The organism is Pseudomonas sp. CFSAN084952, from assembly GCF_009648855.1.
Taxonomy (GTDB): domain Bacteria; phylum Pseudomonadota; class Gammaproteobacteria; order Pseudomonadales; family Pseudomonadaceae; genus Aquipseudomonas; species Aquipseudomonas paracarnis.
This window is the reverse complement of record NZ_CP045767.1, coordinates 1,201,735-1,226,143: the sequence shown is the minus strand read 5'-3', so window position 1 is coordinate 1,226,143 and position 24,409 is coordinate 1,201,735. Positions and strand designations below refer to the sequence as shown.

Below are 24,409 nucleotides of genomic sequence, written 5' to 3'. Positions count from 1 at the left end.
TTCCAATCCCACATCATGTACGCATCCCACGCCCACTCACCAGCAACCGCGCACAACCGATATACAGCACCACGGTCGCAACGATCATAAAGGTGATCGCCACACTGATCTTGATATCCGACACGCCCAGAATGCCGTAGCGGAAGGCGTTGACCATGTGCAGCACCGGGTTGGCCAGGGACACCGTCTGCCAGAACGGCGGCAGCAAGGTGATGGAGTAAAACACCCCGCCCAGGTAGGTCAGCGGCGTCAGCACGAAGGTCGGGATGATGGAAATATCATCGAAGTTGCGTGCGAACACGGCGTTGATAAAGCCCAGCAGCGAGAAGATCGTCGCCGTCAGCACGACCACCAGAATGGTGACCCCCAGGTGATGCACCTGCAGGTGGGTAAAGAACAGCGACAGCAGCGTCACGATCACCCCCACCATCAGGCCACGCAACACGCCGCCCAGGGTGTAGCCGATGAGGATGATGTGCGGTGACACCGGCGAGACCATCAGCTCTTCGATGGAGCGCTGGAACTTGCTGCCAAAGAAACTCGACACCACGTTGCCGTAGGAGTTGGTGATCACCGACATCATGATCAGGCCCGGCACGATGTACTCCATGTAGGTGAAACCACCCATGTCGCCGATTTGCCGGCCGATCAGGTTACCGAAGATCACAAAGTACAGGACCATGGTGATCGCCGGCGGCAGCAGGGTCTGCGGCCAGATCCGGGTAAAGCGCTTCACTTCGCGATAGACAATGGTTTGCAGCGCGACAAGGTTGGGTTGCAGTTCGGAACTCATACCGCCACCTTCGCCAGATTTTTTTCCACCAGGGACACGAACAACTCCTCAAGGCGATTGGTTTTGTTACGCAGGCTCAACACTTCGATGTTCTGAGTCGCCAGCTGGGTGAACAGCGCGGTGATGCCCATGGCCTTATCCACCTGCACCTCCAGGGTGTGGCTGTCCACCAGCCGGCTGGGGTAGCCGAGCAACTGCGGCGCCACCGAGAGATTGTTTTTCAAGTCGAGCAGGAAGGTTTCCACATGCAACTGGCCCAGCAGGTTGCGCATGCTGGTGTTCTCGACAATGGTGCCGTGGTCGATGATGCCGATGTTGCGGCACAACTGCTCAGCCTCCTCCAGGTAGTGGGTGGTGAGGATGATGGTGATGCCCTTCTCGTTCAGTTCGGTGAGGAAGGTCCACATCGAGCGGCGCAGTTCGATGTCCACGCCGGCGGTAGGTTCGTCGAGGATCAACAGGCGCGGCTCATGCACCAGGGCACGGGCGATCATCAGGCGTCGCTTCATGCCACCGGACAGCGAGCGCGAAGGCACGTCACGCTTGTCCCACAGGCCCAGTTGGGTGAGGTACTGCTCGGCGCGTTCCTTGGCGACTTTCGCCGGAATGCCGTAGTAGCCAGCCTGGGTCACGACAATGTCGAAGGTCTTTTCGAACTGGTTGAAATTGAATTCCTGGGGCACCACGCCAATGGAGCGCTTGAGCGCCGCCGGGGATTTGTCCAGGTCATGCCCGAAGATATTCACCGTGCCGCTGGTCTTGTTGACCAGGGTGGAGAGAATACCGATGGTGGTGGATTTGCCGGCACCGTTGGGGCCCAGCAAGGCGAAGAAGTCACCTTCGGCAACGTCCAGATCGATACCACTCAGGGCCTGGAAACCGTTGCCGTAGGTTTTGGTTAGCTGCCGGATGGACAGAGCGGAACTCATATCGGAATACGCACCAAAGAAGGGAATAGAAAGAATAGATGAGGGCACACCGCAGGTAGTTCAACCGGCGATGCAATGCGAGCATGGTGCTTGCCCATGCCGCACAAGTACAGTCACCCGTATTAATAGTGTGTATTAAGTCAACGCGGTCATCACCGCCTTGCGGTAGGCCGGGCGCTGTTGCAAGCGCTGGTACCAGGCCTCCAGATTCGGCATTGCCGGGCGTTCGATGGGCATCTCGAACCAGGCGTAGATGAAGCAGCCCAAGGGAATATCGCCCATGCCGAACGTCTGGCCGGACAGGTAGGGTTGCTCGGCGAGGGCTTGTTCGACGGTTTTGAGCGCGTCGATACAGGCTTGGCGCCCGGCATTGATGCTGTCCCAGTTTTGCTGGTCAGCCGGGGTGCGCACGATGCCCCAGAACACCGCCTTGAACGGGTCGGCGAGCGTGGAAGTGGTCCAGTCCATCCACTTTTCGGCGTTGGCCCGGGCTTGCAAGTCGCTGGGGTAAAAGTCCGATGCCTGCTTGGCGCACAGGTAACGCACGATGGTGTTGGACTCCCACAGCACAAAGTCGCCATCTTCGATCACCGGCACCCGGCCATTGGGGTTCATGGCCCGGTATTGGGGGGTATCGACCACACCAAAAGCCCCGCCCGCATCAATTGCTTCATAGTCCAGGCCGAGTTCCTCGGCGCACCACAGTGCTTTCCTGACGTTTGATGAATTTTTACGACCCCAGATCTTCAGCATGACCGCGCCTTATTGTGGATGAACTTGGCTGGATGAAGGCAGCAGCATACGCCGGTTCAGCCGCGGCTTAAATCGCTCTGCATATCGCCGAGCAGGGTGGGCGCATCGTCGGCAAACAGGTGCGGGTAGCACTGACGGATATGCCCGAAGAAAAATGCTTCAGGCACGTCAGCAAATTGCCCGTGGTCCACCACGTACTCCATCGAACGCTGACCCTGGCGATTGAACGCGTGGAACACGCTGTCGTGCAGGCCATCGAATTCCAGCGGCGGCACGTCGAACACCTCGCACAGTTGCTGGTTGAACGCCGGAGTGGCCTTGACCCAGCGGCCGTTCAGGTAAAGCTCGGTATAACCGTGCATGGCGAACACGTCACTCTTGAGCAGCGCGAGCAGCCGCGGTGTGGACAAGTGGTTGCGCACGTCCGCCAGGCCAATGCGTGCGGGAATGCCGCAGTGGCGCGCGCAAGCGGCGAGCAACGTAGCTTTGGGCACACAGTAGCTTTCGCCGGCCGCCAGGGCGAAGCTGGCACTCAAGGTGTTGGGGTCACGGCTGAAGGTATAGGGGTTGTAGCGAATGGCCTCACGCACCCCGTAGTAAAGACTGACTGCCTGGTCACTTAAATCCGGGCGGGTTCCGCGATGTTTCTCGGCGAACTCCACCACCACAGGGTGGTCACTATCGATGAAGCGGCTGGGACTCAAGTACGTATTCATGAGCTTGATCTCCGAGGGGAGCCTGGAGTTTAACCACCAGGCCTGCCAGAGAGATAACGACGATTCGGCCAAATGCCGGCGCCGGCTGATGGGTTGCCCAGTACACCTTGTTACACCCTGATCACCCGGCTTGTTCGGATGCCGACTAAGCTCCCTGGTGGTTTCGCCCCTGGTTCACGGAGGATTGAATATGCTGTTGTTGTGGATACTGGTGCTGGTGGTCGGCATTGCCTACCTGGCACACCGCCGTACTGCCCCCCTGCCCGCCCTGGGCGTGGTCGCCGTCTACCTGCTGGCGATGGGCGCCTGGAGCCACGCACCGGGTTGGCTGCTGCTGATCTTCTGGGTGCTCCTGGCCGTGGTGGCCGCGCCTTTGTTGCTGCCCGACCTGCGCCGCCAATACTTCACCAAGCCGCTGTTCAGCTGGTTCCAGAAAGTGCTGCCGCCGATGTCCGAGACCGAGCGCGATGCGATCGATGCCGGTACCGTATGGTGGGATGGCGAACTGTTCAGTGGCCGCCCCGACTGGGACAAATTGCTGGCCTACCCCAAGGCGCAATTGACCGAGGAAGAGCAGGCGTTCATCGACGGCCCCACCGAAGAACTCTGCGCCATGGTCAGCGACTGGGAAATCGGCCAGGCCATGGACCTGCCGCCGCAAGCCTGGGAACACATCAAGACCCATGGTTTCTTCGCCCTGATCATTCCCAAGGAGTACGGTGGCAAGGGCTTCTCCGCCTATGCCCACTCCCAGGTCGCCATGAAGCTCGCGACCCGCAGCGGTGACCTGGCCTCCACCGTGATGGTCCCCAACTCCCTCGGCCCCGCCGAACTGCTGCTGCACTACGGCACCGACGAACAACGTAACCACTACCTGCCGCGCCTGGCCCGCGGCGACGACATTCCGTGCTTCGCCCTCACCGGCCCGCTGGCCGGCTCCGATGCGGGCGCCATGCCCGACACCGGGGTGATCTGCAAAGGGGAATGGGAAGGCAAGGAAACCCTCGGCCTGCGCCTGAACTGGGAAAAGCGCTACATCACCCTCGGCCCGGTCGCGACCTTGCTCGGTCTGGCCTTCAAGGCTTATGACCCAGACCACCTGCTGGGTGAGGAAGAGGACCTGGGCATCAGCCTCGCGTTGATTCCTACCGACACCCCTGGCGTGGAAATCGGCCGTCGTCACCTGCCGCTTGGCGCCGCCTTCATGAACGGCCCCAACTTCGGCAAGGATGTGTTTATCCCTCTGGAATACCTGATCGGTGGCCAGGAGATGCTCGGCAAGGGCTGGATGATGTTGATGAACTGCCTGTCGGTCGGCCGTTCGATCTCGCTGCCCGCCGTCGGCACTGGCGCTGCCAAGTTCACCAGCCTGGTGACCGGCCAATACGCCCAGGTGCGCGAACAGTTCAACGTACCGCTGTCGGCCTTCGAAGGGATCCAGGAAGCCCTGGCACGCATCGGTGGCAACGCCTGGCTGATGGACAGTGCGCGCATGCTCACCGCCAACGCCGTGGACCTGGGCGAGAAGCCGTCGGTGTTGTCGGCGATCCTCAAGTACCACCTGACCGAGCGTGGCCGTGAGTGCATCAGCCACGCCATGGACGTGCACGGCGGCAAGGGCATCATCATGGGCCCCAACAACTACCTGGGCCGCAACTGGCAGGGCGCACCGATCTTCATCACCGTGGAAGGCGCCAATATCCTCTCGCGTAACCTGATGATCTTCGGCCAGGGCGCCATTCGCTGCCACCCCTTCGTGCTCAAGGAAATGGCCCTGGCCGGCCGCGAAGACCATGACCAGGCGTTGAAGGAATTCGACGGCCTGCTGATGCAACACATCGGCTTTGCCGTCAGCAACGCCGCCAGCACCCTGGTGCTGAACCTGGGCTTCGGGCACTTCGAAAAAGCCCCGGGCAACCGGTTGAGCCAGGGCTACTTCCGTGCCCTGAACCGCCAGGCGGCTGCGTTTGCCCTGCTGGCCGACCTGAGCATGATGTTGCTGGGTGGCGAACTCAAGCGCCGCGAACGCCTGTCCGCCCGCCTGGGTGATGTGCTGAGCCACATGTACCTGGCCTCGGCGGCGCTCAAGCGTTATCACGACCTGGACTCGCCGGACCATCTGGAGCCGCTATTTGCGTGGGCCATGGAAGAAAGCCTGGGCGAATCGGAACGCGCACTGGATGAGCTGCTGAGCAACTTCCCGAACAAGGTGCTGGGCTGCCTGCTGCGGGTGATCGTGTTCCCATTCGGGCGTCGTCATACCGGCCCGTCCGATGCGCTGGATGCCGAAGTGGCAGCCGTGATCGGCCGCGCCAAGGGCGACCCGACCCTGGAAGAATTGCTGGCCGGCTGTTATCGCCCGCAATCAGCAGAAGATCCCGTGGGCGCCCTGCAACATGCCTACGACCTGCTCGGTGCCAGCCACCCCTTGCAGAAAAAACTCCACAGCGCGCTCAAAAGCGGCCAGGTCAAGCCGGCTGCCGGCGAGCATGCCATCGACGCGGCCCTGCAGGCCGGCGTGCTGCAACCGGCCGAGGCGCAAACCCTGCGCGATGCCGAGGCGGCGCGACGCAAGGTGATCGACGTGGATGATTTCAGCAAGGAAGAGCTGATGCAGGCAGAAGGTAAAGTCCGCTGAGTCGAGCGGTCATATAAAAACGGGCGCGAGAGGCTTATACTCTCGCGCCCGTTTTTGCTTTAGAGGCCTTATCTCGTGTCCAACGTCGTTGCCGATCATCTCGTCTTGCTCGACCACTTGCGCAGCATCCTGGTTGCCGTCGGCGAAGCCGAACAGGTACCCGAGGAAAGCCACTCGCTGTTCCTGGAGCGTTTCGACGAACTGCGCGCCCTGTTGCCAATCGACCCGATCGAAAGCCAGTACCTGGGCCAGGACCTGATGAGCCAGGTCATCCTGCGCTACCCGCAAATCGCCCACCTGGTGCCCCGCGACCTGCTGTGGTTCTTTGGCGGCGACTGCCTGCACTTCATGCCCGACGAAGAACTGGACCTGTACCAGGCCCTGGAAGAACGTCGCTATGAAGCCGAACAGAACGACGAACCGTTCGACTGGAACCAGGAAAAACAGCTGCTGGCGATGCCTCAGGACCAGAGCAAACACTGACGACTATGCTCGTTCCTACGCTCTGCGTGGGAACCTATCCTGTGACGCTCTGCGTCACCCGTGCACAGGCATAAAGGCAGGACGCGGAGCGTCCAGGTGGCATTCCCACGCAGAGGGTGGGAACGAGCAACCGCGCTCCTACCGTCGGTGCAGCGTGGGCTCCCTGGCCATGCACTCCACCAGATAATCGATAAACACCCGCAACTTCGGCGGCAGGTAACGTGTGGGCGAATGCAGCAGCCACGCCTCGCCATGGTACGAGGCAATAAAATCCCACCCCGGCAACACCTGCACCAACTCCCCCGCTTCCAATGCATGCCGCGCGGTGAAATACGGCAAGCTGGCAATCCCGACATGCTGCAACGCCGCCTCCAGCCGCACCCCGGTGTGGTTCGCCGCATACCGGCCGCGTACGCCGACCGTGACCGCCTTGCCAGCCTGGCGAAACTTCCAGCGTGAATCTCCCGGTGTTTCACCCAGATAAATGCAACTGTGCCCAAGCAGATCATGGGGATGGCTCGGTGTACCGTGCTCGGCCAGATATTGCGGCGTCGCGCACAACAAATGTTCGATGGGCAACAGCTGGCGCCCGACCAAGCCTGGCGGTGGGCTGTCGGTGATGCGGATGCTCAAGTCGACGTTGTCGTCGATCAAATCCACATGCCTATCTTCCAGGATCAATTGCACATCCACCTTGGGATAGCGCCGCAAAAATTCCGGCATATGCGGGTGCACCACAAATCGCCCCACCGCCTTGGGCACACTGACCCGCACCAGCCCCTCGGCTTCATGGGTAAATTGCCCACTGATTTCCATCACCGAGCGCGCCGCATTGACCATCTCCTGGCAACGCTTGAACACCTCCTCGCCGCCCTCGCTCAGGCGCAGCTTGCGCGTGGTGCGTTGCAGCAGGCGCGTGGCCAGGGCTTGTTCCAGGCGCGAGATGCTGCGGCTCACCGCCGAAGGTGAAACGCTGAGTTGCCGCGCCGCTTCGGAGAAGCTGCCGGTTTCCACGACCTTGACGAAAATCGCCATTTCACCCAATAACGGTAAAGGAAGATTGATGCTCATGACGCACAGGTCCATTGATAATTGAGCGGATTATCACCCATCTGCGCACTATTTATACTGCCCACAGAACCCTGATGCGGATGTAGATGATGACCGAGCGCCTGTTTTTTACCCACGACCACCTGACGGCCGAGCTGGAAGTGCTCAGTTGCACCCCGCACGAAGAGCAATTCGCCGTGATTGTGCAGTCGACCATTTTCCACCCCCAAGGCGGCGGCCAGCCGTTCGACACCGGCTGGCTCGGCGATAGCCAGGTACTGCGGGTCGTGCAGGAAGCCGAACAGGTGGTGCACTACGTCGACCAGCCCCTGGAACCAGGACCCGCCATTGCACGAGTCGACGCACAGCGGCGCGCCTTGCACACCCGCCTGCATTCGGCGGGGCACTTGATTGGCAATGCCGGCGAACGCCTGGGCTGGATGCCGATCAAGGCTCACCACTGGCCCGGCGAAGGCAAGATCACCTTTATCCGTGGCCAGACCGCGCAAGACATGGATGCGCAGACGCTCCAGCAGTGGGTCAACACATGGATCGCCGCCGACTATCCCCGCTATATGACGCTGGAAGATGGCACCCGCGAAGTCGGCTTCGGCGAATTACCGGCTTACGCCTGTGGCGGTACGCATGTTCAAGCGTTGAGCGAACTGGGCCAGGTAACGATCCTGGCGTTGTCGGAGAAAAAAGGCGCACTCTCGGTGCGCTATGAAATCAATGTGGGGGGAGGCTTGCCTTAATGCCATTCAGTTAAGCTCAGTTCCCCTGTGGGAGCTGGCTTGCCTGCGAAAGCGTTAGTGCAGTAGCAGATGCAGTGACTGACACACCGCTATCGGGGGCAAGCCCCCTCCCACATTGGATCGCCCCAAAGAAACAGGCTACACGGCAATCGCCCCCGCCCTGCTCGGCTCAACCACGAACGACTTCAACGTCGACACCGTCGCCGCCGGGTCACGCGGATCACTGATCGTACGAAAATTCGTCAACATGCTATTGGCCACCAACTCCACCGACACATACCCACGCTGGCGACTGTCGAAAAACTTCACATGGGGGTTGAGCGGCATGATCTTCATGAACGCGTCATAGGGCGGGCCGTCGGAGGTCACCGACGAGCCAACAAACTCGGTGGCGACCACCGCCGAGTCCGGCCTTTCTGCGTCGGCATGCAGGTCGGTGGCCCAGAACGAATGAATATCCCCTCCCCAGAACACCGGGTTCTTCACGCGATTGCGCACGATCGACGCCAGCATCCGTGAGCGGTTCGCCATGTAGCCATCCCAGCCATCGGTCCAGCGGCCAAGCTTATGGTTGGTGAGGTCACGCTGCATCAGCGGCGCCACCAGCAGGTCTTGTGCGATCACATTCCACTGCGCTCCAGACTGGGCAAAGCCCTGGTCCAGCCAGGCTTCCTGCTGCCAGCCGAGCAACGTGCGGCCAGGGTCACGCAGGTCGCTGCAGGGGGCGGTGACAATATGCCCCTGGTGGCTGCCATTGGCCGCGATGCACGGTTGCTCGGAACGGTACTGGCGACCGTCGAGCACATGGAAACGCGCAAGCCGGCCGTAATCCAGGCGCCGGTAAATGCGCATGTCCGGCCCCTTCGGCACGCTGCTGGCACGCAGGGGCATGTGTTCGTAAAACGCCTGATAAGCCGCCGCGCGTTGTTTGAGAAACTGCGCCACCGCCACTTTCGGGTCCTGGGACCAGCGGTTGGCGTAGTCATTCTGTACTTCGTGGTCGTCCCAGGTAACGATGCTAGGGGCTGCGGCGTGCAGGGCCTGCAGGTCTGGATCAGTCTTGTAGAGTGCGTAGCGGTTGCGGTAATCACTCAGGCTTTGCGCGTTGCCGCTGCCGTGAGAACGAAACACCTTGCCCGACTCCGCCGCATAGGAGCTGTCGTAGATGTAATCACCGAGGAAAAACACCAGGTCCGGCTGCTCGGCGGCAAGGTGTCGGTAGGCGCTGAAGTAACCGCGCTCCCAATGCGAGCAGGACACAAACCCCAGCCGGGCCGAGGCCATGGCCTGCAACGGCGGCATCGTGCGCGACTGGCCCACCGGGCTCTGCGCACCGAGCCCTTCAAACTGGTACCAATACGGCCGATCTGCCGCCAGCCCCGCCACCTCGACATGCACCGCATGAGCGAAACGCGGCGTCGCCAATACTTCGCCCTGCTTCACAATGCGCGTCATCGCCGCATCGCTGGCTACCCGCCAACGCAGCGGCACCGAGCGACTGAGGCCGACACGGCCATCCGCAGCATTGAACAACGGCGCCAGGCGCGTCCAGATCACAAAGCCATCTGGCAACGGGTCGCCGGAAGCCACGCCGAGGGTGAACGGATAATCCACCCCGGCACTGCGCGCAAACGGGCTGAGGATGGAAAAGGCGGTAGCGACCACCAACCCGCCGAGGACCCGGCGTCGGCCGTGGTCGACGTCGCCGCTCACAAGCAGCGCTCCCAGTCATCACGCACGCTGGCAAACCCGAGCAAGTCCTCATACACGCCGTTCTTCAGGAACGCCTGGTGCATGCAGCCTTCATAGCGCAGGCCGATCTTCTCCATGACCCGCGCCGATTCCTTGTTGCGCGCGAAACACTGGCTGCCCACGCGCTGCAACCCTAGCGCCTCGAAGCCGAAGTCCATCACCGCACTCGCCGCTTCAGCCGCATACCCCTGGTTACGGCAGTGCGCTGCCACCCAGCCACCCAAATGCCCATAGTGATGGCGAGCATTAATGCGCAGGCTGACCATGCCGACCAATTCGTCGGTGCCGCGCACATGCATCCCCAGGTTCAGCAGCTCACCGGTGCGGTACTTGTCAGCGATCCCCGCAATAAAATCCTGCGCGGTTTCCAAGGTGTAGGGCGATGGAATGTTCGCCGTGTTGTCGGCAATTTTCGGCCCGTTGGCAAGCGTGAAAAGCACCTGCGCCTGGTGCATATGCAGGGCGCGTAACAGCAGTCGCGGGGTCGTCAATTGAGGCAGTGCAGTGGGCATGGGAGCCGGCTCTCAAGATAAATTTCTCAAGCATGGAGGCCCCGAGTGTCAGTTTCATTACGCCCGAAAACTGACCGGTAAGTTTTCTGAAAGACGCGTCCTAGAGCCTCTAAACGGTCAATTAAAGTTAACCAATCGGTCATTTTTGGCTGTTAGCGTTTTGCCCCTAATTCAATGACGGGGTAACGGAATGAGAACCTGGGACGAACCCAAGAAACGCAAGGCGCACATCGAGCTGATCCCGATGATCGACGTGATGATGTTCCTGCTGGTGTTTTTCGTACTGGTGAGCCTGAACGTGATTCCCGCGCTCGGCATGAAGACCCAATTGCCCAGCGCCAGCAGTTCGCAGCAGCTCAAGCCGCAAAACAAATTCATCCTCACCCTGGGCCTGGAAGGCCAGTTGCAACTGGACGGCAAGGACCTGACGGTGGAGGCCCTGGTGCCGGCGCTGAAGGCGGCCGAGAAGCCCGATACCAAGTCGACGATCATCGTCAACAGCGATAAAGGCGTGGAGGTTTCGCGCCTGGTGGAAGTGATGGACACCCTGCGCCTGGGTGGCTTCACCTCCGTGTCCATTGCTACGCGTAAGTCCTGACCATGTACGCTCTGTTTCGCGTGCGTCAGCTGCTGGGCAGTGTGCCGGCCCTGATCGCCTTGGTGCTGATTGCACTGGGTATCCAGTCCCAGACGTTGAAGGTCGAGCCGGTGTATGACGAGTCGGCGGTCGAATTGGCCTTGGTCGAGCCGGAACCGCAAGTCATACCGGAACCGGTGGTGGAGCAAGAACCGCCGCCGCCGATGATCGAAGAGGAAGAGGCCGAGCCGGCGCCCCCGCCGCCACCGCCCAAGCCGCTGCCCAAACCCAAACCTGAACCCAAGCCAAAACCTGTGCCCAAGCCTGCCCCCGTGGTCGCCAAGCCCGTGCCGACGCCGCCACCGGTGGCCGCCAAGCCAGCCCCGGCCGTCGTCACCCAAGCGGCACCGACGCCTGCCCCACCGGCGCCACCGAAGGTCGATGGCCAGGCCCTGGAAAGCGGTTACCTCAAAGGCTTGCGCAACGAACTGGACACCTACAAGCAGTACCCCACCGGGCGCCAGGCGTCCCTCGAACGCCCGAGCGGCGAGGTGGTGGTGTGGTTGCTGGTAGACCGTCAAGGCCGTGTCCTCGACTCGGGTTTACAAACCCAGGCCTCGAGCATGCTGCTCAACCGGGCCGCCACCAATAGCTTGCGTCGCATCAAGCAAGTCAAACCGTTCCCCGAGCAAGCCTTCGGGGGGCGCAATGAGCAGCGCTTCACCGCCACCTTCAACTACAGCGTGCAATAAGCACCCGACACCAGGACGACAGTGATGAAGTTCACCCGTATTCATCTGGCACTAGTGGCCGCGACCAGCATGACCCAGGGAATGGTCATGGCAGAGACCAGCGACAGTGACGTCGGCACCATTGGGGTACAAGGCAAGGCGACCGCAGGAGGCGGTTACATGGTGCCGGAGGAAAGCATCAAGGGCCGCTCCACGGTAACCAAGGAAGCACTGGATAAACAGGCGGCCACCGGCAATGCCATCGACAAGCTCAAGTACACCCCCGGCTTGAACATCTCCAGTGAAGACAACACTGGCCTGTCGGGCTTTCGCTTCACCATGCGCGGCATGAACTCCGACCAGGTGGGCATGTCGGTGGACGGCATGCCGATCAATGATTCGGGCAACTACGCGCTGTATTCCAACCTGCTGGGCGATCCGGAAAACATCGACCAGATCTTCGTCACCCAGGGCGCTGCGGAATCCGACGGCCCGCACATTGGTTCCAGCGGCGGCAACATTGGCATCGTCACGATTCGCCCGACCAAGGAAACCGGTGCCTTCGTCAAACAGGTCGTCGGCAGCAACGCCACGCGCAAGACTTTTGCCCGCCTCAACACCGGCGAAATCAACGGCCTGAGCAACTGGCTGTCGGTGTCCCACACAGAAGGTGAAATGTGGCGCGGCTCGGGCGCGGTACGCGCGGACAAGGTGGAGTGGAACAGTTTTTTCGACGCCGGCAATGGCAACACCGCCAACCTGATCCTCAAATACCACGAGCAGGACAACAACAGTTACAGCCAGTTGACCAAGGCGCAGTTCCAGCAATATGGCCGCAAGTACGACCCTTACCCTGCCACCCCCAGCGTGGGCAGCAACGGCAAATACAACAGCTATTACGCCCTGGCGCAGAACCCGTTCCAGACCTTCACCGCCGTGCTCAACACCCAGTTCAAACTGGCCGATAACCTCGCGCTGTCCGTGATCCCGTATTACTACTGGGGCAATGGCAGCGGCGTCGGTTCATCCAGCTATGCCCTCAACCGTGGCTCCAACCAGGGCGGTGTGTTCGACCTCGGCAACCTGCCCACGGCCGCCCAATACAACGCCGACGGCACACCCAACAGCGGCGTGTACTACCGCCCTTCACGCACGCAAACCTGGCGTCCGGGTATCACCACCAAGCTGACCTGGGACCTTGGCGACCACAGCCTGCAATTCGGCTACTGGTACGAGCGCGCACGCCAGAGTCAAACCCAGCCGTTCATTCCGCTCAAGAGCAACGGCAAGCCAGTGGACACCTGGCCGGACTCCAACAGCGCCATCGTCGATGCCAACGGCAACACCGTGCAGGGCCGCGACCGTTTCACCGTGACGCCAGCGCAAAAGGTCTGGGCCCAGGACACCTGGTACATCAACCCGGACTGGACCTTCATCGCAGGCCTGGCCTACATGAACGTCGAGCGTGAAGGCACCAACCACGGCAGTCTCAACGAACGCCCGGAAAAACGTAACCAGACCTACAACAAACTGCTGCCCAACGCCGGCCTGAAATACCAGCTGGACGAGCGTGACCAGTTGTTCTACAGCGTGTCGCGCAACATGCGCGTGCCGCAGAACTACGTGCTCTACGACAAAGGCGCCGGCTCGATCGACGCCGAGCCGGAAACCAGCTGGAACCATGAACTGGGCTGGCGCTACAGCGGCGACGACATGAGCCTGGCCGCCACCCTGTTCTACATGGACTTCAAGAACCGCCAGGTGTCGTCCCGGGACATCAACGGCGACTTTGCCGACATCAACGCCGGCTCCGTGGTCAACAAAGGCCTGGAGCTGGAGTGGAGCGGCCAGTTGCCCCACCACTTCAATTACTACACCTCCTACACCTACACCAAGGCCGAGCAGCAGGATGACCTGACCGTCTACAACGCCGGCAAACCCATCGTGCTGCCCACCAGCGGCAAGCAGTTCGCCAACGTGCCCAAGAACATGCTGGCGGCCAACATCGGTTATGACGACGGGCGCTTCTACGGCACCTTCGGCGGCAAGTACACCAGCAAGCTCTACGGCGACCTGACCAACGACGAGGCGATTTCCGGTCGCACCGTGTTCAACCTCGGCGCCGGTATTTACCTGCCGGTGGACAAGAAGGTGGTCAAGGACGCGACCCTGCGCCTGAACGTCGACAACCTGTTCGACAAGAAATACCTGGACGGCGTGTACACCACCAAGACCAACGCGGCCAGCTACAGCGGCTTCCGCGATGGCGACCCGGCGTACATCGTCGGCCTGGACCGTACCGTCACGGTTTCGCTGGAAGCGAATTTCTAAGACTCACCCCAAGAGGAACACCATCATGGATATGAACCTGCTCCACGACGTCACCTTCTATGTGATGTACGCGGCGATGGCCATTGCGATCTTCATCGCCATCGAACGCGGTATCTACTTCGCCTACGTACGCCGCCAGGCACGCGCATTGATCGACGCCCTGGGCGCCAATGTGCACAGCGAGCGTGACCTGCCGGAAAACCTGACCCGTCGCGACAGCCTGCCGCTGAACATGATCTTGCCGGTGCTGGCCCAGAAGGCAACCCACGGTTCGCGCAAAGACCTGGACGACGAAATCGATACCCAGTACCTGAAGACCCGCGCCCCACTGGCCCGCAGCCTGTGGATCATCGAGACCATCACCACCGCCGCCCCGCTGCTGGGCCTGCTGGGCACCATTCTCGGCATCATCGACACCTTCAAGGCACTGGCCACCGCGGGCGTGTCGGACCCAGGGCAGATTTCCGGGGGTATCGGGACGGCGTTGTTCGCCACGGGATTAGGTATCGCCATCGCACTGTTTTGCGTGGTGTTTCACAACTTCTTCCAAGACAGCCTGGAGCGCATCAACGACCAGTTGAAGATCCTGTTGATCCGCGCCGCCACCGGTGCCCGCGCACAGGATGAAGTGCCCCATCGCGTGCCCACCCCGCTGCACAGCCGCACGGCTTGACCTACAGGGCGGGCGCCTTGGGCGCTCGCCTTTTCCTTTGGTGCGATGAGACGCTTATGTCCCTTTCGATGAAGTTGCGTATCGCCGGCCTCACCGGCTTGCTCCTCAGTCCGCTGGCCCAGGCGGACTTTTCCATTCCAGGCTTTGAACTGGTGCATACCGTACCCGTGGACACCGCCCTGGGCACCGACGATCTGCGACAGCCCGGCCCGGTATGGATCGAGCTGTTCGACGGCGCCAAAAGCCGCATTGATATCGGCCAGTTCTACGCCGCGGACCACCCTGGTTCGGTGATGAACACGGTGCTTGAACACCTGGAAGCCGCCGGCAAACGCGGCGTGAAGATTCGTTTCCTGCTCGAAGAAAAAGGCATCAAGCTGTCGGATGCCGCCACCCTGGAACGCTTGCGCGCCATTCCCAACCTGACCTTGCGCGTGCTGCCCTACGGGCAACTGAGCGGCGGCATCATCCACGCCAAGTACCTGCTGGTGGATGGCAAGCAGGCGTTTGTCGGCAGTCAGAATTTCGACTGGCGCGCCCTGGAGCATATCCACGAAACCGGGCTGCGCATCACTGACGAAACGGTGGTGGGCCAGGTGCAGGCGATCTTCGAGCAAGACTGGCAAGCCCAGGCCGCGCTGGCGGGTAAACAACCGGTGCCGCTACCCGCCAGTGGCCCGGCACCCGCACGTACCGGCAACTACTTGGTGGCCAGCCCGCAACGCTACAACCCGCCCGGCGTGGGCGACTCACAGTTGGAACTGCCGCGCCTGCTGGGCGAAGCCAAAAAAGAAGTACGCGTGCAATTGCTCGACTACGCGCCGCTGTCCTACGGACCGGATCGAACCCGGCCGTACTACGCGGTGATCGACAACGCCGTGCGCGCTGCTGCTGCCCGTGGCGTGTTGATCAAGCTGATGGTATCCAACTGGAACACCGACCCGCTGGAACTGCCTTATCTCAAGAGCCTGGCGGTACTGCCCAATGTCGAGATCAAGATCGTCACCCTGCCCGAAGCCAAGCAAGGCTTCATCCCTTATGCGCGGGTGATCCACAGCAAAACCATGGAGATCGACGGCCAAGTGGCGTGGGTCGGCACCAGCAATTGGTTGGGCGGCTACTTGGATAATTCGCGCAATCTGGAAGTGGTGATGCGCAGTGAGGCGATGGCCAAGCGCGTAGGCCAATTGCATGAACAACTGTGGGATGGGCCTTACGCTAGAGCCTTGAGCGTGACGGAGGAGTATCCCGCGGCCCATCCTGGCCAGCATTGACCTTGGGCACCTGAGTAATGGTAGTGTGTGGAAATGTTTCTGACTCTTCCGTCAGAAACCTCCTACTCACTACCTGCAAAGGAATGCCTTTAACCATGCACTTTCCACTGAAAAAACTGGTGGCTGCCACCTTGTTCGCCGCGAGCCTGTCGGCAGTTGCCACTCCCGCATCCGCTAACATCACCGCAGACCAAAGCGCAGCCATCCTGAAGCATTTCAGCGAGAACTCGGCCACCGATTTTCGCAGTTTCCTCGGCACCCTGGCCAAGAGCGAACTGGGCAAATCGGCTGACACCGGCCCTGCTATCAGCGCGTTTCTGGGCAACAAACCCCTGAGCGCCGAGCAGCAGAACGAGATCAATCGCCTGCTGGGCATTTATACCCGCGTGAAGTACGGCAAAGCCGCGCTCGAAACCCTGCGCGAACTCGTGGAAATCCCGACGTTCAACGTGGACGGCCTGCCACAGTATAAAAACCCGGAATTCCTCAAGATCGCGGCGAAGATCGAGGCCTTGGCCAAGTCCTTCAACCTGAACTTCCGTAACGTCGATAACCGCGTGTACGAAATTTCCCTGGAGGGCAGCGGTGATGACGTCGTGGGTGTGCATGCCCATGCCGATGTGGTGCCCGTGACCCCGGAAAACTGGGTGCTGCAAGACGGTACCAAACTCGACCCGTTCAAGGTCACGCTGATTGGCGACCGCATGTATGGCCGCGGTACCGAGGATGACAAGAACGGCATCGTGGTGACGATGTACGCCATGAAAGTCATCAAGGAAGAAAAACTGCCATTGGCGCGCACGTTCAAGCTGCTGGTGGACACCACTGAAGAAACCGCCGGTGATGCCATTCCTTACTACTTCGAACGCAATCCCGTGCCGCAATACAACCTGGCGCTGGATGGCGGTTACCCGGTGGTGATCGCCGAGAAAGGCTCGGGTACGGTCATGGCCACCTTCCCGGTGCGCAAGGGCGAAGGCAAAGGCGCGCAAATCATCGCGATGACCGGCGGCAAGGCGAACAACCAGATTCCATCGGCCTCGGTGGCCACGCTGGTCAGCGATACGCCAGCCGAATTGGCCGCCAGCTTGCAACAGGCCGGTGACGACTATGCCAAGCGCAATGGTGGCAATTTCCAGGTGACGGCCAAGGTCGATGGCAAGGACGTCAAACTCACGGTTACCGGCGTATCCGCTCACTCCTCCGAGCCTGAAACCGGGGTCAACCCGGTGGCGCGTATGCTGGACCTGATCCACAGCCTCGACGGCAAGGTCGCCCTCCAGCACAACCACATCACCGATGCCGCGCGGTATGCGGCCGACAACTGGGGCCTGGATTACCTGGGCGGCAAATTGGGTGTGGGCTACGCGGATGATTTCATGGGGCCGTTGACCACCTCGCTGACGTTTGTGGGGCAGGATGACAAAGCCTTCAAACTGGCCGTGAACCTGCGCGCACCGAAAGGTAAAACCCCGGAGGCGCTCAAGGCGCAAATCGAGCAGAAGCTGAACACCTGGGACAAGAACGCCAAGGTCAACGTGAGCTTCACTTACTCGCTGGACACGCCGATGTACCGCAACCCTGAAGGGGAATGGGTAAAAGCCTTGCTGGCAGTGGCCACTGAAAACCTGGGCATGGCGCACAAGTTCGGCACCTCGGCCGGCGCAACCTCGGTGCACGACCTGCCCAACGGCGTGCAATTCGGCCTGGCCCGCCCGGAAGAGAAGTACACCGGGCACACTGACAGTGAGTTCAAGACGGTTGAACAGTTCTTGCTGGACCTGCAGATCGTCACCGAAATGATGGGCCGCGTCGGGCAATTGCCGAAGCTCTGACCCAGTTGAAGCCCCAGCGAGGCTGCGATGGCGGCGGCACAGGCACCCTCTTCAGCGCCTGAACCACCGCTTTCGCAGCCTCGCTAAAGCTCGGGAGATCGGCGTATGTAGAATCACGCTTTGCAGGGCCATCGAGCCAAACACAACTCCCGACAACAACACCGCCCCAATGTGGGAGCTGTCGAGCCCCGGCGAGGCTGCGATGGCGCCGGCACAGTCAACCTCTTCATCGCCTGAACCACCGCTATCGCAGCCTCGCTAAAGCTCGACAGCTCCCACAGGGGATCGGCTGTGTATGTGGAATCCCGCCTTGCAGGGCCATCGAGCCAAGCACAACTCCCGACAACAACACCGCCCCAATGTGGGAGCTGTCGAGCCCCGGCGAGGCTGCGATGGCGGCGGCACAGGCACCCTCTTCAGCGCCTGAACCACCGCTTTCGCAGCCTCGCTAAAGCTCGACAGCTCCCACAGGAGATCGGCGGTGTGGGTGAGATCTCGCTTTGCAGGGCTATCGCGCCAAGCACAACTTGGCAACATCAGCCTTGCAACATCAGCATGTCTTCAAAGAAACCACCGACCGGCTCCGTGGGATGGCACAGCTGTATTTCCAGCACCCAGGCCATTTCACTCGGTGGGATCTCCAGGTCAGCCAACACTTTGCTCTCGAACAACGCATGGGGGAAATCTGCAAGGCGGTGCCCTGCCAGGTTGCGTGCCAATCTCCAGCCTTTGGACAGGGCGCTCTGCTCGGCGAAGTCGTAGAGTTCACGCCCAGTCAGGCCACGCAGCCACGCCTGGCGTGTTTCATCAAACACTTCGTGCACGGCCGTTTTGCAGGACTGGTGCAACGGCGCATCGCCGAACACAAACGTATCGCCATAGTCCCCTTCGTAGCCATCCCACACCGGGCCAAGATCGACCACGGCAATGTCATTAGCGCGCAGCCTGCGCTGACGATCAACACCCTCGCGCGGTGGGCGCACAGTGTCGGCGCCAAAACGAATGTAGGTCGGATGCCAGGTGTGCGAAGCGCCCATGGCCTGCAGTTGCCTTGCGGCCATCTCAAGGGCCTCGCCGGTGGTCATGCCGATCTTCAACTGGCTGGCAATGGCCCCCAGGGCACGCATGGATTTTTCCCGCGCAGCCAACATGCCGTCCAAGGAATAACGCGGGCCGACTTTCTCCCAGACCGGGTCGAACGACAGGGAAACCGTTTCCGCACTTGACCGACCACTGGCAACAAACGCCTCCGCGATAAACCGGTGGCTAGCCAACCCCGCTTCAAGGCAATGGGTGCGCACCTGGCTGAGCATTGCACCATTACCGCACGCATACACCTGGACCTGCTCCCAGCGATGCCCGTGACCCGATGCAACCTCCTGCACCCTGCCCTCTGATGACCGCACGGGATGCCAGCGAAAACGGGGATGCTCAAGCATCGCGTGGTCGAGGAAGGCGCTGTCATAAAAGTCCGCCGATTGCGCGCCACCCCAATACAACGTCACTTCGACATCGCGCTTGAGCGCGGTCAGCAGGATAGGCTTGATGCCCGCGTAACCAGTGCCCGTGGCAAATAGGACCACGGGCGCCGCCTCATCGTCCTGCCAGGTACAGGCACCAAACGGCCCTTCCACGTGAAGACGCTCACCCGCGCCGAGATCACCCAGGATACCCTCGGAAAAGTACCCGCCACTCACCCTTCGAATCTGGAAGATCAACCGCCCTTCATCATCGGCGGGCAGGTTGGCAACCGAAAAGCAGCGCGTGTCACCGTCCGCCAGGCGGAACTTGAGGTATTGACCAGGCCGCACCGCCACTGGGCTTTCGGGTATCAATACCAACTCGATCACATCGGGGCCCAGCGCACGCTTGCTATGCACTTGCGCCGCCACTACCAGCGCGGGCGTATCCAGCGACCAGCCGGGAATACGCAGGCGCATGTCGCCGCAGGCGTGGCTCTGGCATAACAACATTTCATTGGCTGCCAGAGGATAAGAAGGCGCCGGCGCACCCGGCGCAAGGCGCTTGGCCCGGTACGCACCTTCGGCGACCACCACCTTGCACGAACCGCAGGCGCCACGGCGGCAGGAGAACGGCACGGCCAAGCCGCTGGCGAGCATGGCGTCGAGCAAGAGTTCATCGCCCGCTTCAAAGGTTTTCCCCGAGGGCGACAGTTCGATGACATGACGTTTATTCATAAAGACCTCGGGATAAGTAAGGCTTGATTGTTGCGCTAGACTAGGCCCATTAAAACCTCCAGATTTGGATACTTCAGATGGTCCAGATGCGTAAATGGCGTCCACTGCTCCGGCTTGAAGAAGGTGCAAGCCAGGCGACTTACCGCAAGATCGCCGAAGGCTTGGTCAATGCCATCCTCGAAGGCCGCCTGCCGCCCGGGACGTTACTGCCGGGCACGCGGGAAATGGCACACTTGCTCGACGTCAACCGCAAGACGGTGATCCTGGCCTACGAAGAAGCCATGACCAAGGGCTGGCTGATCAGCGAGCCGCGCCGTGGCACCTTCGTCAATGCGCAGTTGACACCCACGCAACTGCCCAGCGTTACACAACCGTCTTTCGCACCGCAGTTACTGGACCAACCAGCGGTACCCTATTTCACCCATAACGCCCAAGTGGTCGCGCTTGAGCATCGACACGGCGCGCTGTTTTTCGACAACGGCACCAGCGACCACCGCCTGCTGCCCCAGGCCGTTTTGCACCGTTACTATCGCCATGCATTGCGCAACAGTTTCGCCTCCAATACCGTGCGTTACGGGAGTGCGGGCACCGGCTATCATTTGCGCTGTGCCCTGGCCGAGATGCTGCGTAACAACCGTGGGCTGACGGTCACTGCCGAAAATATCTGCCTGACCCAGGGCACCCAGATGTCCCTGTACCTGAGCGCCAGCCTGCTGCTCAAGCCCGGCGACGTGGTACTGGTGGAACGCTTGAGCTACCCACCGGCCTGGGAAATTTTCCGTCAGCTCGGGGCTCAGTTGGTCACGGTCGACATCGACGATGAAGGTTGCCGCACCGACCAGGTCGAGCGCTTATGCCGTGAGCACAAGGTGCGCATGATTTACCTCACGCCCCATCACCAGTTCCCCACCACCGTGAGCCTGCATGCCGCCCGCCGGCAACACTTGCTGGCGTTGGCCGCGCTGCATGACTTGTGCATTATCGAAGAGGACTACGACCACGAATATCATTTCAGTGGCCGCCCTTACCTACCGCTGGCCAGTGACCGCGCCCAACGCCATGTGCTGTATATCGGCTCGTTGTCCAAAGTGCTGGGCTCGACGTTCCGCTGCAGCTATATCGTCGCGCCCACCTCTGTGATTGAAGCCCTGCAGCGCAATGCCGCGCTGATGTTGGGCGATGCCGACGCGGTCGCTCAAGCCATGCTGGCAGACCTGATCAATGACGGGGAGTTGAAGAAGCATGTGCGCCGCGTGTCGAAAGAATATCGGGCGCGCCGATCCGTGCTGCAGGACTGCCTGGACCAGGCGTTTGGCGCTCGCATACAGGTACGCGAACCCGAGGGGGGCTTGGCGCTATGGGTACGTTTCGAGGAAGAAATAGACGTCGATAAGTTGGCAAGCGCCGCATTGGACCACGGCGTCGTGGTGCGCAGCGGTCGTCAGTTTTCACCCGACTACCAGCCGGTAAACGCGCTGCGCCTGGGCTTTGCCTCCCTCGACCGGGATGAAATCCAGCAAGCCACGCGGCGCCTGGCCCAGGCGATGAACGCCGTAGGCAGGCGTTGAAAAACTTACCCAGCGGCCCCCAGGAACGGCAGCGCCAGGTACAATTTGATCACCACCGCATTGGCGATATCGATGAAGAACGCGCCCACCATCGGCACCACCAGAAACGCGATCTGCGAGGGCCCGAAGCGCTGCGTTACCGCCTGCATATTGGCAATCGCCGTGGGCGTTGCGCCAAGCCCGAAGCCGCAATGGCCTGCCGCCAGCACCGCCGCATCGTAGTTGCGGCCCATTACCCGGAACGTCACGAAAATCGCGAACAGCGCCATCAGCAATGCCTGTGCGGCCAGCAGAATGACAATCGGCAAAGCCAGTGCCGCCAAGTCCCAGAGCTTGAGTGACATCAGCGCCATCGCCAGGAACAACGACAAACTGACATTGCCCAGCACCGAGACTTCGCGCTCGAACACCTGATGCCAGCCGAGCATCGACAGCCCATTGCGCAGCACCACACCGACGAACAATACGCACACGAACGTCGGCAATTCGAACGCGGTGCCTTGGATGGCGGCATTCAACAAGTTGCCGCCCTGCAGACTGATCGCCACCAGCGCCAGGGTCTCGATAAACGAAAACGCGGTGATCAGGCGCTCTTCATTCGGTTGTTCGAACCCCTTGGCCAGGCTCGACTGCGGTTGCCCAATACCTGGCACCTCGACCCGCTTGATCAGAAAACGCGCCACGGGCCCGCCGATCAGGCCACCGAGCACTAGGCCAAAGGTCGCCGAGGCAATCGCCAGTTCAGACGCAGACGCCACGCCATACTGCTCACTGAACACCGCGCCCCAGGCCGCACCGGTGCCATGCCCACCGGACAGAGTCACCGAACCCGCAAGCAGGCCCATCAATGGGTCAAGCCCGAGCGCCGAGGCCAGCGCGATACCCATGGCGTTTTGCACCACCAGCAAGCCCGTTACCACCAGCAGAAACACCGCCAGGATCCGCCCGCCTTTCTTCAGGCTGGCAAAATCGGCGTTCAAACCGATGGTGGCAAAGAACGCCAGCATCAAGGGGGTTTGCAATGAAGGATCGAAGCGTACTTCGATATCGGCAAACCCGCGCAACGCCAGAAGCAGCATGGCGACCAACAGGCCACCGGCTACGGGTTCCGGAATGTTGTAGGTACGTAAGAAGCCGATGCGAGCCACAAGCCCGCGCCCCAGCAATAGCACCAGTGAAGCGGCAACGAGGGTTGAATAGAAATCGAGTTGAAGCATCCGGTCAGTTCTCTGAAGTGGACAAGGAGAATGGGTGGCCAGAGTAGAGAGCACAGGGCGAAAAGGCATCCACCCTACAAAAAACACAGACTTTCCCTACAAGCTTCACAATAATAACCTACAACCGCCTGCACCTCGCCCATCCAGAGATACGCACAGTAGACTTATCGACGACGCCTTCGCAGCAGAGGCCAGTTTGAGGCGATCTCACCCGGCTCAGCGTCACGCCCTGCGACTCGCACCAGGTCTGGAAACTCAAGCAACAGGGCACGATTACCCCGGCCAATGTGCTCCATCACCGCCAGGGTAATATTTTCCCGCACCATGCCCGTCGAAACGTAGTACATGGCCCAGGCCTGTTCTGGCGTACACAGGCCGATCTGCTCTTCAATCTCTTTGTAGGCCTTGTAGTCGTCCGACTCTAAATAGCGCTGATCACCGCCCTGGCGCATGCTGTCTCCCTCCCCGACCTCGTCCCCGTCACGTACCGCTTTTGACCTTGGTCCAGACCCGTGTGCGAATGCGCTCCGCCTTCAGCGGCAAGGGCTCAAGCGGAACCAGTGTGGCCATGGTCTTTTTATCGGGATAGATCCAAGGGTTATCCCGCAACTTTTGTTCGACGAACTCAGTGGCGTCTTTATTGGCGTTGGGATAGAGCATGTAGTTGGATGTCTTGGCTATCACCTGTGGCCGCAGCATGTAGTTGATGAACGCCAGAGCTGCCTTTGGGTGGCGAGCGTCCTTGAGCAACACCCAGTTTTCAGACCAGACCAAGGCGCCTTCGCGCGGCAGGCTGTAGGCAATCTTGCGGCCACTGTTGGACTTTTCATTAATCGCCTGCGCCGCCAGGGCACCATTGGCCCAGCCGACGACTGCACAGATATTGCCGTCCGCCAGGTCGGTGTCGATTCTGGACGAATCGAAATAGAGCACATAGGGACGGATTTTCAACAACAGCGCCTGGGCCTTCTGGTAATCCTCGGGATCAGTGCTGTTGCTGGGCAGCCCCAGGTAGTGCAGGGCAATGGAAATGATCTCGCTGGGGGAGTCGAGCATGGCCACGCCACAAGACTTGAGCTTGCTGATGTTTTCTTCTTTGAAGATCAGGTCCCAGCTGTCCACCGGGGCGTCATCGCCCAGCGCCGCCTTGACTTTATCCACGTCGTAGCCAATGCCGGTGGTGCCCCAGACATAGGGCACGGCGTAGCGGTTACCGGGGTCATTGACCGCCAGCAGGGAGAGGATGTCAGGGTCGATGTGCGAAAGGTTACTCAACTGCGCGCGATCCAGCGGCTGCAGCACCCCGGCCTTGATCAAGCCCGGCAATACATTGGAGGTGGCCACCACCAGGTCATAGCCGGTGCGCCCAGCCATGACCTTGCTCTGCATGATTTCGGCGCTGTCGAAAGCATCCATATGCAGCTTGATGCCGGTCTCCTGCTGGAATTGCTTGGGCGTCTGCGGTTCAAGAAACCCGAACCAGTTATACAGATACACCGAAGATTCAGCGGCGGCTGCGGGCGTGCTGATTGCAGCGCCCATAAGCGAAGCTAAAAAAATAGCTCGCAAGTGTGCTCGACTCATATGACTATCCCTGTCCACACGACGCGCCCTCATGGCTATC

Annotated in this window: 21 protein-coding genes; 10 read left to right on the top strand and 11 right to left on the bottom strand. The window is 60.8% G+C overall.

Annotation, left to right across the window (positions count from 1 at the left end):
• Nucleotides 1-13 precede the first annotated feature (13 nt).
• The 4 genes from GH769_RS05715 to GH769_RS05700 form a co-directional block, all read right to left on the bottom strand.
• Nucleotides 14-793 (bottom strand): ABC transporter permease, encoded by a 780-nt coding sequence (locus GH769_RS05715; protein ID WP_153649492.1) that lies wholly within the window; start codon nucleotides 791-793, stop codon nucleotides 14-16.
• Nucleotides 790-1,722, bottom strand: coding sequence for an ABC transporter ATP-binding protein (locus GH769_RS05710; protein ID WP_014717781.1), 933 nt, complete (start codon nucleotides 1,720-1,722; stop codon nucleotides 790-792). The genes GH769_RS05715 and GH769_RS05710 overlap by 4 nt, the downstream gene beginning before the upstream one ends.
• Nucleotides 1,723-1,857: 135 nt before the next feature.
• Nucleotides 1,858-2,475 carry a glutathione S-transferase family protein gene (locus GH769_RS05705; RefSeq protein ID WP_032901945.1) on the bottom strand — a complete coding sequence of 206 codons (618 nt, stop codon included), beginning with the start codon at nucleotides 2,473-2,475 and terminating at the stop codon, nucleotides 1,858-1,860.
• 56 nt (nucleotides 2,476-2,531) lie between these two features.
• Entirely contained in the window at nucleotides 2,532-3,191 is a 660-nt protein-coding gene (locus tag GH769_RS05700; protein WP_014717780.1) for a transglutaminase family protein, read from the bottom strand.
• A gap of 190 nt (nucleotides 3,192-3,381) precedes the next feature.
• On the opposite strand from GH769_RS05700, the gene GH769_RS05695 reads away from it, so the two are divergent.
• Nucleotides 3,382-5,829, top strand: coding sequence for an acyl-CoA dehydrogenase (locus tag GH769_RS05695; protein WP_032901946.1), 2,448 nt, complete (start codon nucleotides 3,382-3,384; stop codon nucleotides 5,827-5,829).
• Nucleotides 5,830-5,904: 75 nt separating this feature from the next.
• Nucleotides 5,905-6,312, top strand: coding sequence for a PA2817 family protein (locus tag GH769_RS05690; protein ID WP_003190109.1), 408 nt, complete (start codon nucleotides 5,905-5,907; stop codon nucleotides 6,310-6,312).
• A 138-nt stretch (nucleotides 6,313-6,450) separates the two neighbouring features.
• On the opposite strand, the gene GH769_RS05685 is transcribed toward GH769_RS05690, so the two are convergent.
• Nucleotides 6,451-7,383 carry a LysR family transcriptional regulator gene (locus tag GH769_RS05685; RefSeq protein ID WP_020301086.1) on the bottom strand — a complete coding sequence of 311 codons (933 nt, stop codon included), beginning with the start codon at nucleotides 7,381-7,383 and terminating at the stop codon, nucleotides 6,451-6,453.
• Between the two features lie 89 nt (nucleotides 7,384-7,472).
• Between GH769_RS05685 and GH769_RS05680 the strand changes: the two genes are divergently transcribed.
• Entirely contained in the window at nucleotides 7,473-8,117 is a 645-nt protein-coding gene (locus GH769_RS05680; protein ID WP_032901962.1) for a serine-tRNA(Ala) deacylase AlaX, read from the top strand.
• 138 nt (nucleotides 8,118-8,255) lie between these two features.
• On the opposite strand, the gene GH769_RS05675 is transcribed toward GH769_RS05680, so the two are convergent.
• Together GH769_RS05675 and GH769_RS05670 are read right to left on the bottom strand one after the other, a co-directional pair.
• A complete protein-coding gene (locus GH769_RS05675) occupies nucleotides 8,256-9,830 on the bottom strand; it encodes an alkaline phosphatase (RefSeq protein WP_032901947.1) in 1,575 nt (524 codons plus the stop codon).
• The gene (locus GH769_RS05670; protein ID WP_032901948.1) at nucleotides 9,827-10,381 is read right to left on the bottom strand and encodes a GNAT family N-acetyltransferase; all 555 of its coding nucleotides are present in this window, start codon (nucleotides 10,379-10,381) and stop codon (nucleotides 9,827-9,829) included. Before GH769_RS05670 ends, GH769_RS05675 begins: the two co-directional genes overlap by 4 nt.
• Nucleotides 10,382-10,571: 190 nt before the next feature.
• On the opposite strand from GH769_RS05670, the gene GH769_RS05665 reads away from it, so the two are divergent.
• The 6 genes from GH769_RS05665 (at nucleotide 10,572) to GH769_RS05640 (ending at nucleotide 17,802) form a co-directional block, all read left to right on the top strand.
• Nucleotides 10,572-10,979 (top strand): biopolymer transporter ExbD, encoded by a 408-nt coding sequence (locus GH769_RS05665; protein ID WP_014717774.1) that lies wholly within the window; start codon nucleotides 10,572-10,574, stop codon nucleotides 10,977-10,979.
• A 2-nt stretch (nucleotides 10,980-10,981) separates the two neighbouring features.
• Nucleotides 10,982-11,710 (top strand): energy transducer TonB, encoded by a 729-nt coding sequence (locus GH769_RS05660; protein WP_032901949.1) that lies wholly within the window; start codon nucleotides 10,982-10,984, stop codon nucleotides 11,708-11,710.
• A gap of 24 nt (nucleotides 11,711-11,734) precedes the next feature.
• Nucleotides 11,735-14,020, top strand: a complete 2,286-nt coding sequence (locus GH769_RS05655) for a TonB-dependent receptor (protein WP_014717772.1) — start codon at nucleotides 11,735-11,737, stop codon at nucleotides 14,018-14,020.
• A gap of 25 nt (nucleotides 14,021-14,045) precedes the next feature.
• Nucleotides 14,046-14,693: a MotA/TolQ/ExbB proton channel family protein gene (locus GH769_RS05650; protein ID WP_003190096.1), complete on the top strand. Its 648-nt coding sequence runs from the start codon at nucleotides 14,046-14,048 to the stop codon at nucleotides 14,691-14,693.
• Nucleotides 14,694-14,749: 56 nt separating this feature from the next.
• Entirely contained in the window at nucleotides 14,750-15,967 is a 1,218-nt protein-coding gene (locus GH769_RS05645; RefSeq protein ID WP_014717770.1) for a phospholipase D-like domain-containing protein, read from the top strand.
• A gap of 95 nt (nucleotides 15,968-16,062) precedes the next feature.
• On the top strand, nucleotides 16,063-17,802 hold the full coding sequence (locus tag GH769_RS05640) for a dipeptidase (protein ID WP_032901953.1): 1,740 nt from the start codon (nucleotides 16,063-16,065) through the stop codon (nucleotides 17,800-17,802).
• A gap of 536 nt (nucleotides 17,803-18,338) precedes the next feature.
• Here GH769_RS05640 and GH769_RS05635 read toward each other — a convergent pair.
• A complete protein-coding gene (locus GH769_RS05635; protein WP_032901955.1) occupies nucleotides 18,339-20,000 on the bottom strand; it encodes a M24 family metallopeptidase in 1,662 nt (553 codons plus the stop codon).
• A gap of 77 nt (nucleotides 20,001-20,077) precedes the next feature.
• On the opposite strand from GH769_RS05635, the gene GH769_RS05630 reads away from it, so the two are divergent.
• Nucleotides 20,078-21,568 (top strand): PLP-dependent aminotransferase family protein, encoded by a 1,491-nt coding sequence (locus tag GH769_RS05630; protein ID WP_032901957.1) that lies wholly within the window; start codon nucleotides 20,078-20,080, stop codon nucleotides 21,566-21,568.
• Nucleotides 21,569-21,573: 5 nt separating this feature from the next.
• Here GH769_RS05630 and gltS read toward each other — a convergent pair whose 3' ends face one another.
• From gltS to GH769_RS05615, 3 genes are all read right to left on the bottom strand, one after another.
• Nucleotides 21,574-22,785: a sodium/glutamate symporter gene (gltS, locus tag GH769_RS05625; protein WP_014717766.1), complete on the bottom strand. Its 1,212-nt coding sequence runs from the start codon at nucleotides 22,783-22,785 to the stop codon at nucleotides 21,574-21,576.
• Nucleotides 22,786-22,949: 164 nt separating this feature from the next.
• Nucleotides 22,950-23,237, bottom strand: a complete 288-nt coding sequence (locus tag GH769_RS05620; protein WP_014717765.1) for a hypothetical protein — start codon at nucleotides 23,235-23,237, stop codon at nucleotides 22,950-22,952.
• 28 nt (nucleotides 23,238-23,265) lie between these two features.
• Nucleotides 23,266-24,369: a polyamine ABC transporter substrate-binding protein gene (locus GH769_RS05615; protein WP_014717764.1), complete on the bottom strand. Its 1,104-nt coding sequence runs from the start codon at nucleotides 24,367-24,369 to the stop codon at nucleotides 23,266-23,268.
• Nucleotides 24,370-24,409 lie beyond the last annotated feature (40 nt).

Excerpts from the sequence above, each read along its gene's own strand:
- GH769_RS05715 (WP_153649492.1), bottom strand. The coding sequence starts at position 793 with ATGAGTTCCGAACTGCAACCCAACCTTGTCGCGCTGCAAACCATTGTC.
- GH769_RS05710 (WP_014717781.1), bottom strand. The coding sequence starts at position 1,722 with ATGAGTTCCGCTCTGTCCATCCGGCAGCTAACCAAAACCTACGGCAAC.
- GH769_RS05705 (WP_032901945.1), bottom strand. The coding sequence starts at position 2,475 with ATGCTGAAGATCTGGGGTCGTAAAAATTCATCAAACGTCAGGAAAGCA.
- GH769_RS05700 (WP_014717780.1), bottom strand. The coding sequence starts at position 3,191 with ATGAATACGTACTTGAGTCCCAGCCGCTTCATCGATAGTGACCACCCT.
- GH769_RS05695 (WP_032901946.1), top strand. The coding sequence starts at position 3,382 with ATGCTGTTGTTGTGGATACTGGTGCTGGTGGTCGGCATTGCCTACCTG.
- GH769_RS05685 (WP_020301086.1), bottom strand. The coding sequence starts at position 7,383 with ATGAGCATCAATCTTCCTTTACCGTTATTGGGTGAAATGGCGATTTTC.
- GH769_RS05680 (WP_032901962.1), top strand. The coding sequence starts at position 7,473 with ATGACCGAGCGCCTGTTTTTTACCCACGACCACCTGACGGCCGAGCTG.
- GH769_RS05670 (WP_032901948.1), bottom strand. The coding sequence starts at position 10,381 with ATGCCCACTGCACTGCCTCAATTGACGACCCCGCGACTGCTGTTACGC.
- GH769_RS05665 (WP_014717774.1), top strand. The coding sequence starts at position 10,572 with ATGAGAACCTGGGACGAACCCAAGAAACGCAAGGCGCACATCGAGCTG.
- GH769_RS05660 (WP_032901949.1), top strand. The coding sequence starts at position 10,982 with ATGTACGCTCTGTTTCGCGTGCGTCAGCTGCTGGGCAGTGTGCCGGCC.
- GH769_RS05655 (WP_014717772.1), top strand. The coding sequence starts at position 11,735 with ATGAAGTTCACCCGTATTCATCTGGCACTAGTGGCCGCGACCAGCATG.
- GH769_RS05650 (WP_003190096.1), top strand. The coding sequence starts at position 14,046 with ATGGATATGAACCTGCTCCACGACGTCACCTTCTATGTGATGTACGCG.
- GH769_RS05645 (WP_014717770.1), top strand. The coding sequence starts at position 14,750 with ATGTCCCTTTCGATGAAGTTGCGTATCGCCGGCCTCACCGGCTTGCTC.
- GH769_RS05640 (WP_032901953.1), top strand. The coding sequence starts at position 16,063 with ATGCACTTTCCACTGAAAAAACTGGTGGCTGCCACCTTGTTCGCCGCG.
- GH769_RS05635 (WP_032901955.1), bottom strand. The coding sequence starts at position 20,000 with ATGAATAAACGTCATGTCATCGAACTGTCGCCCTCGGGGAAAACCTTT.
- GH769_RS05630 (WP_032901957.1), top strand. The coding sequence starts at position 20,078 with ATGGTCCAGATGCGTAAATGGCGTCCACTGCTCCGGCTTGAAGAAGGT.
- gltS (WP_014717766.1), bottom strand. The coding sequence starts at position 22,785 with ATGCTTCAACTCGATTTCTATTCAACCCTCGTTGCCGCTTCACTGGTG.
- GH769_RS05620 (WP_014717765.1), bottom strand. The coding sequence starts at position 23,237 with ATGCGCCAGGGCGGTGATCAGCGCTATTTAGAGTCGGACGACTACAAG.
- GH769_RS05615 (WP_014717764.1), bottom strand. The coding sequence starts at position 24,369 with ATGAGTCGAGCACACTTGCGAGCTATTTTTTTAGCTTCGCTTATGGGC.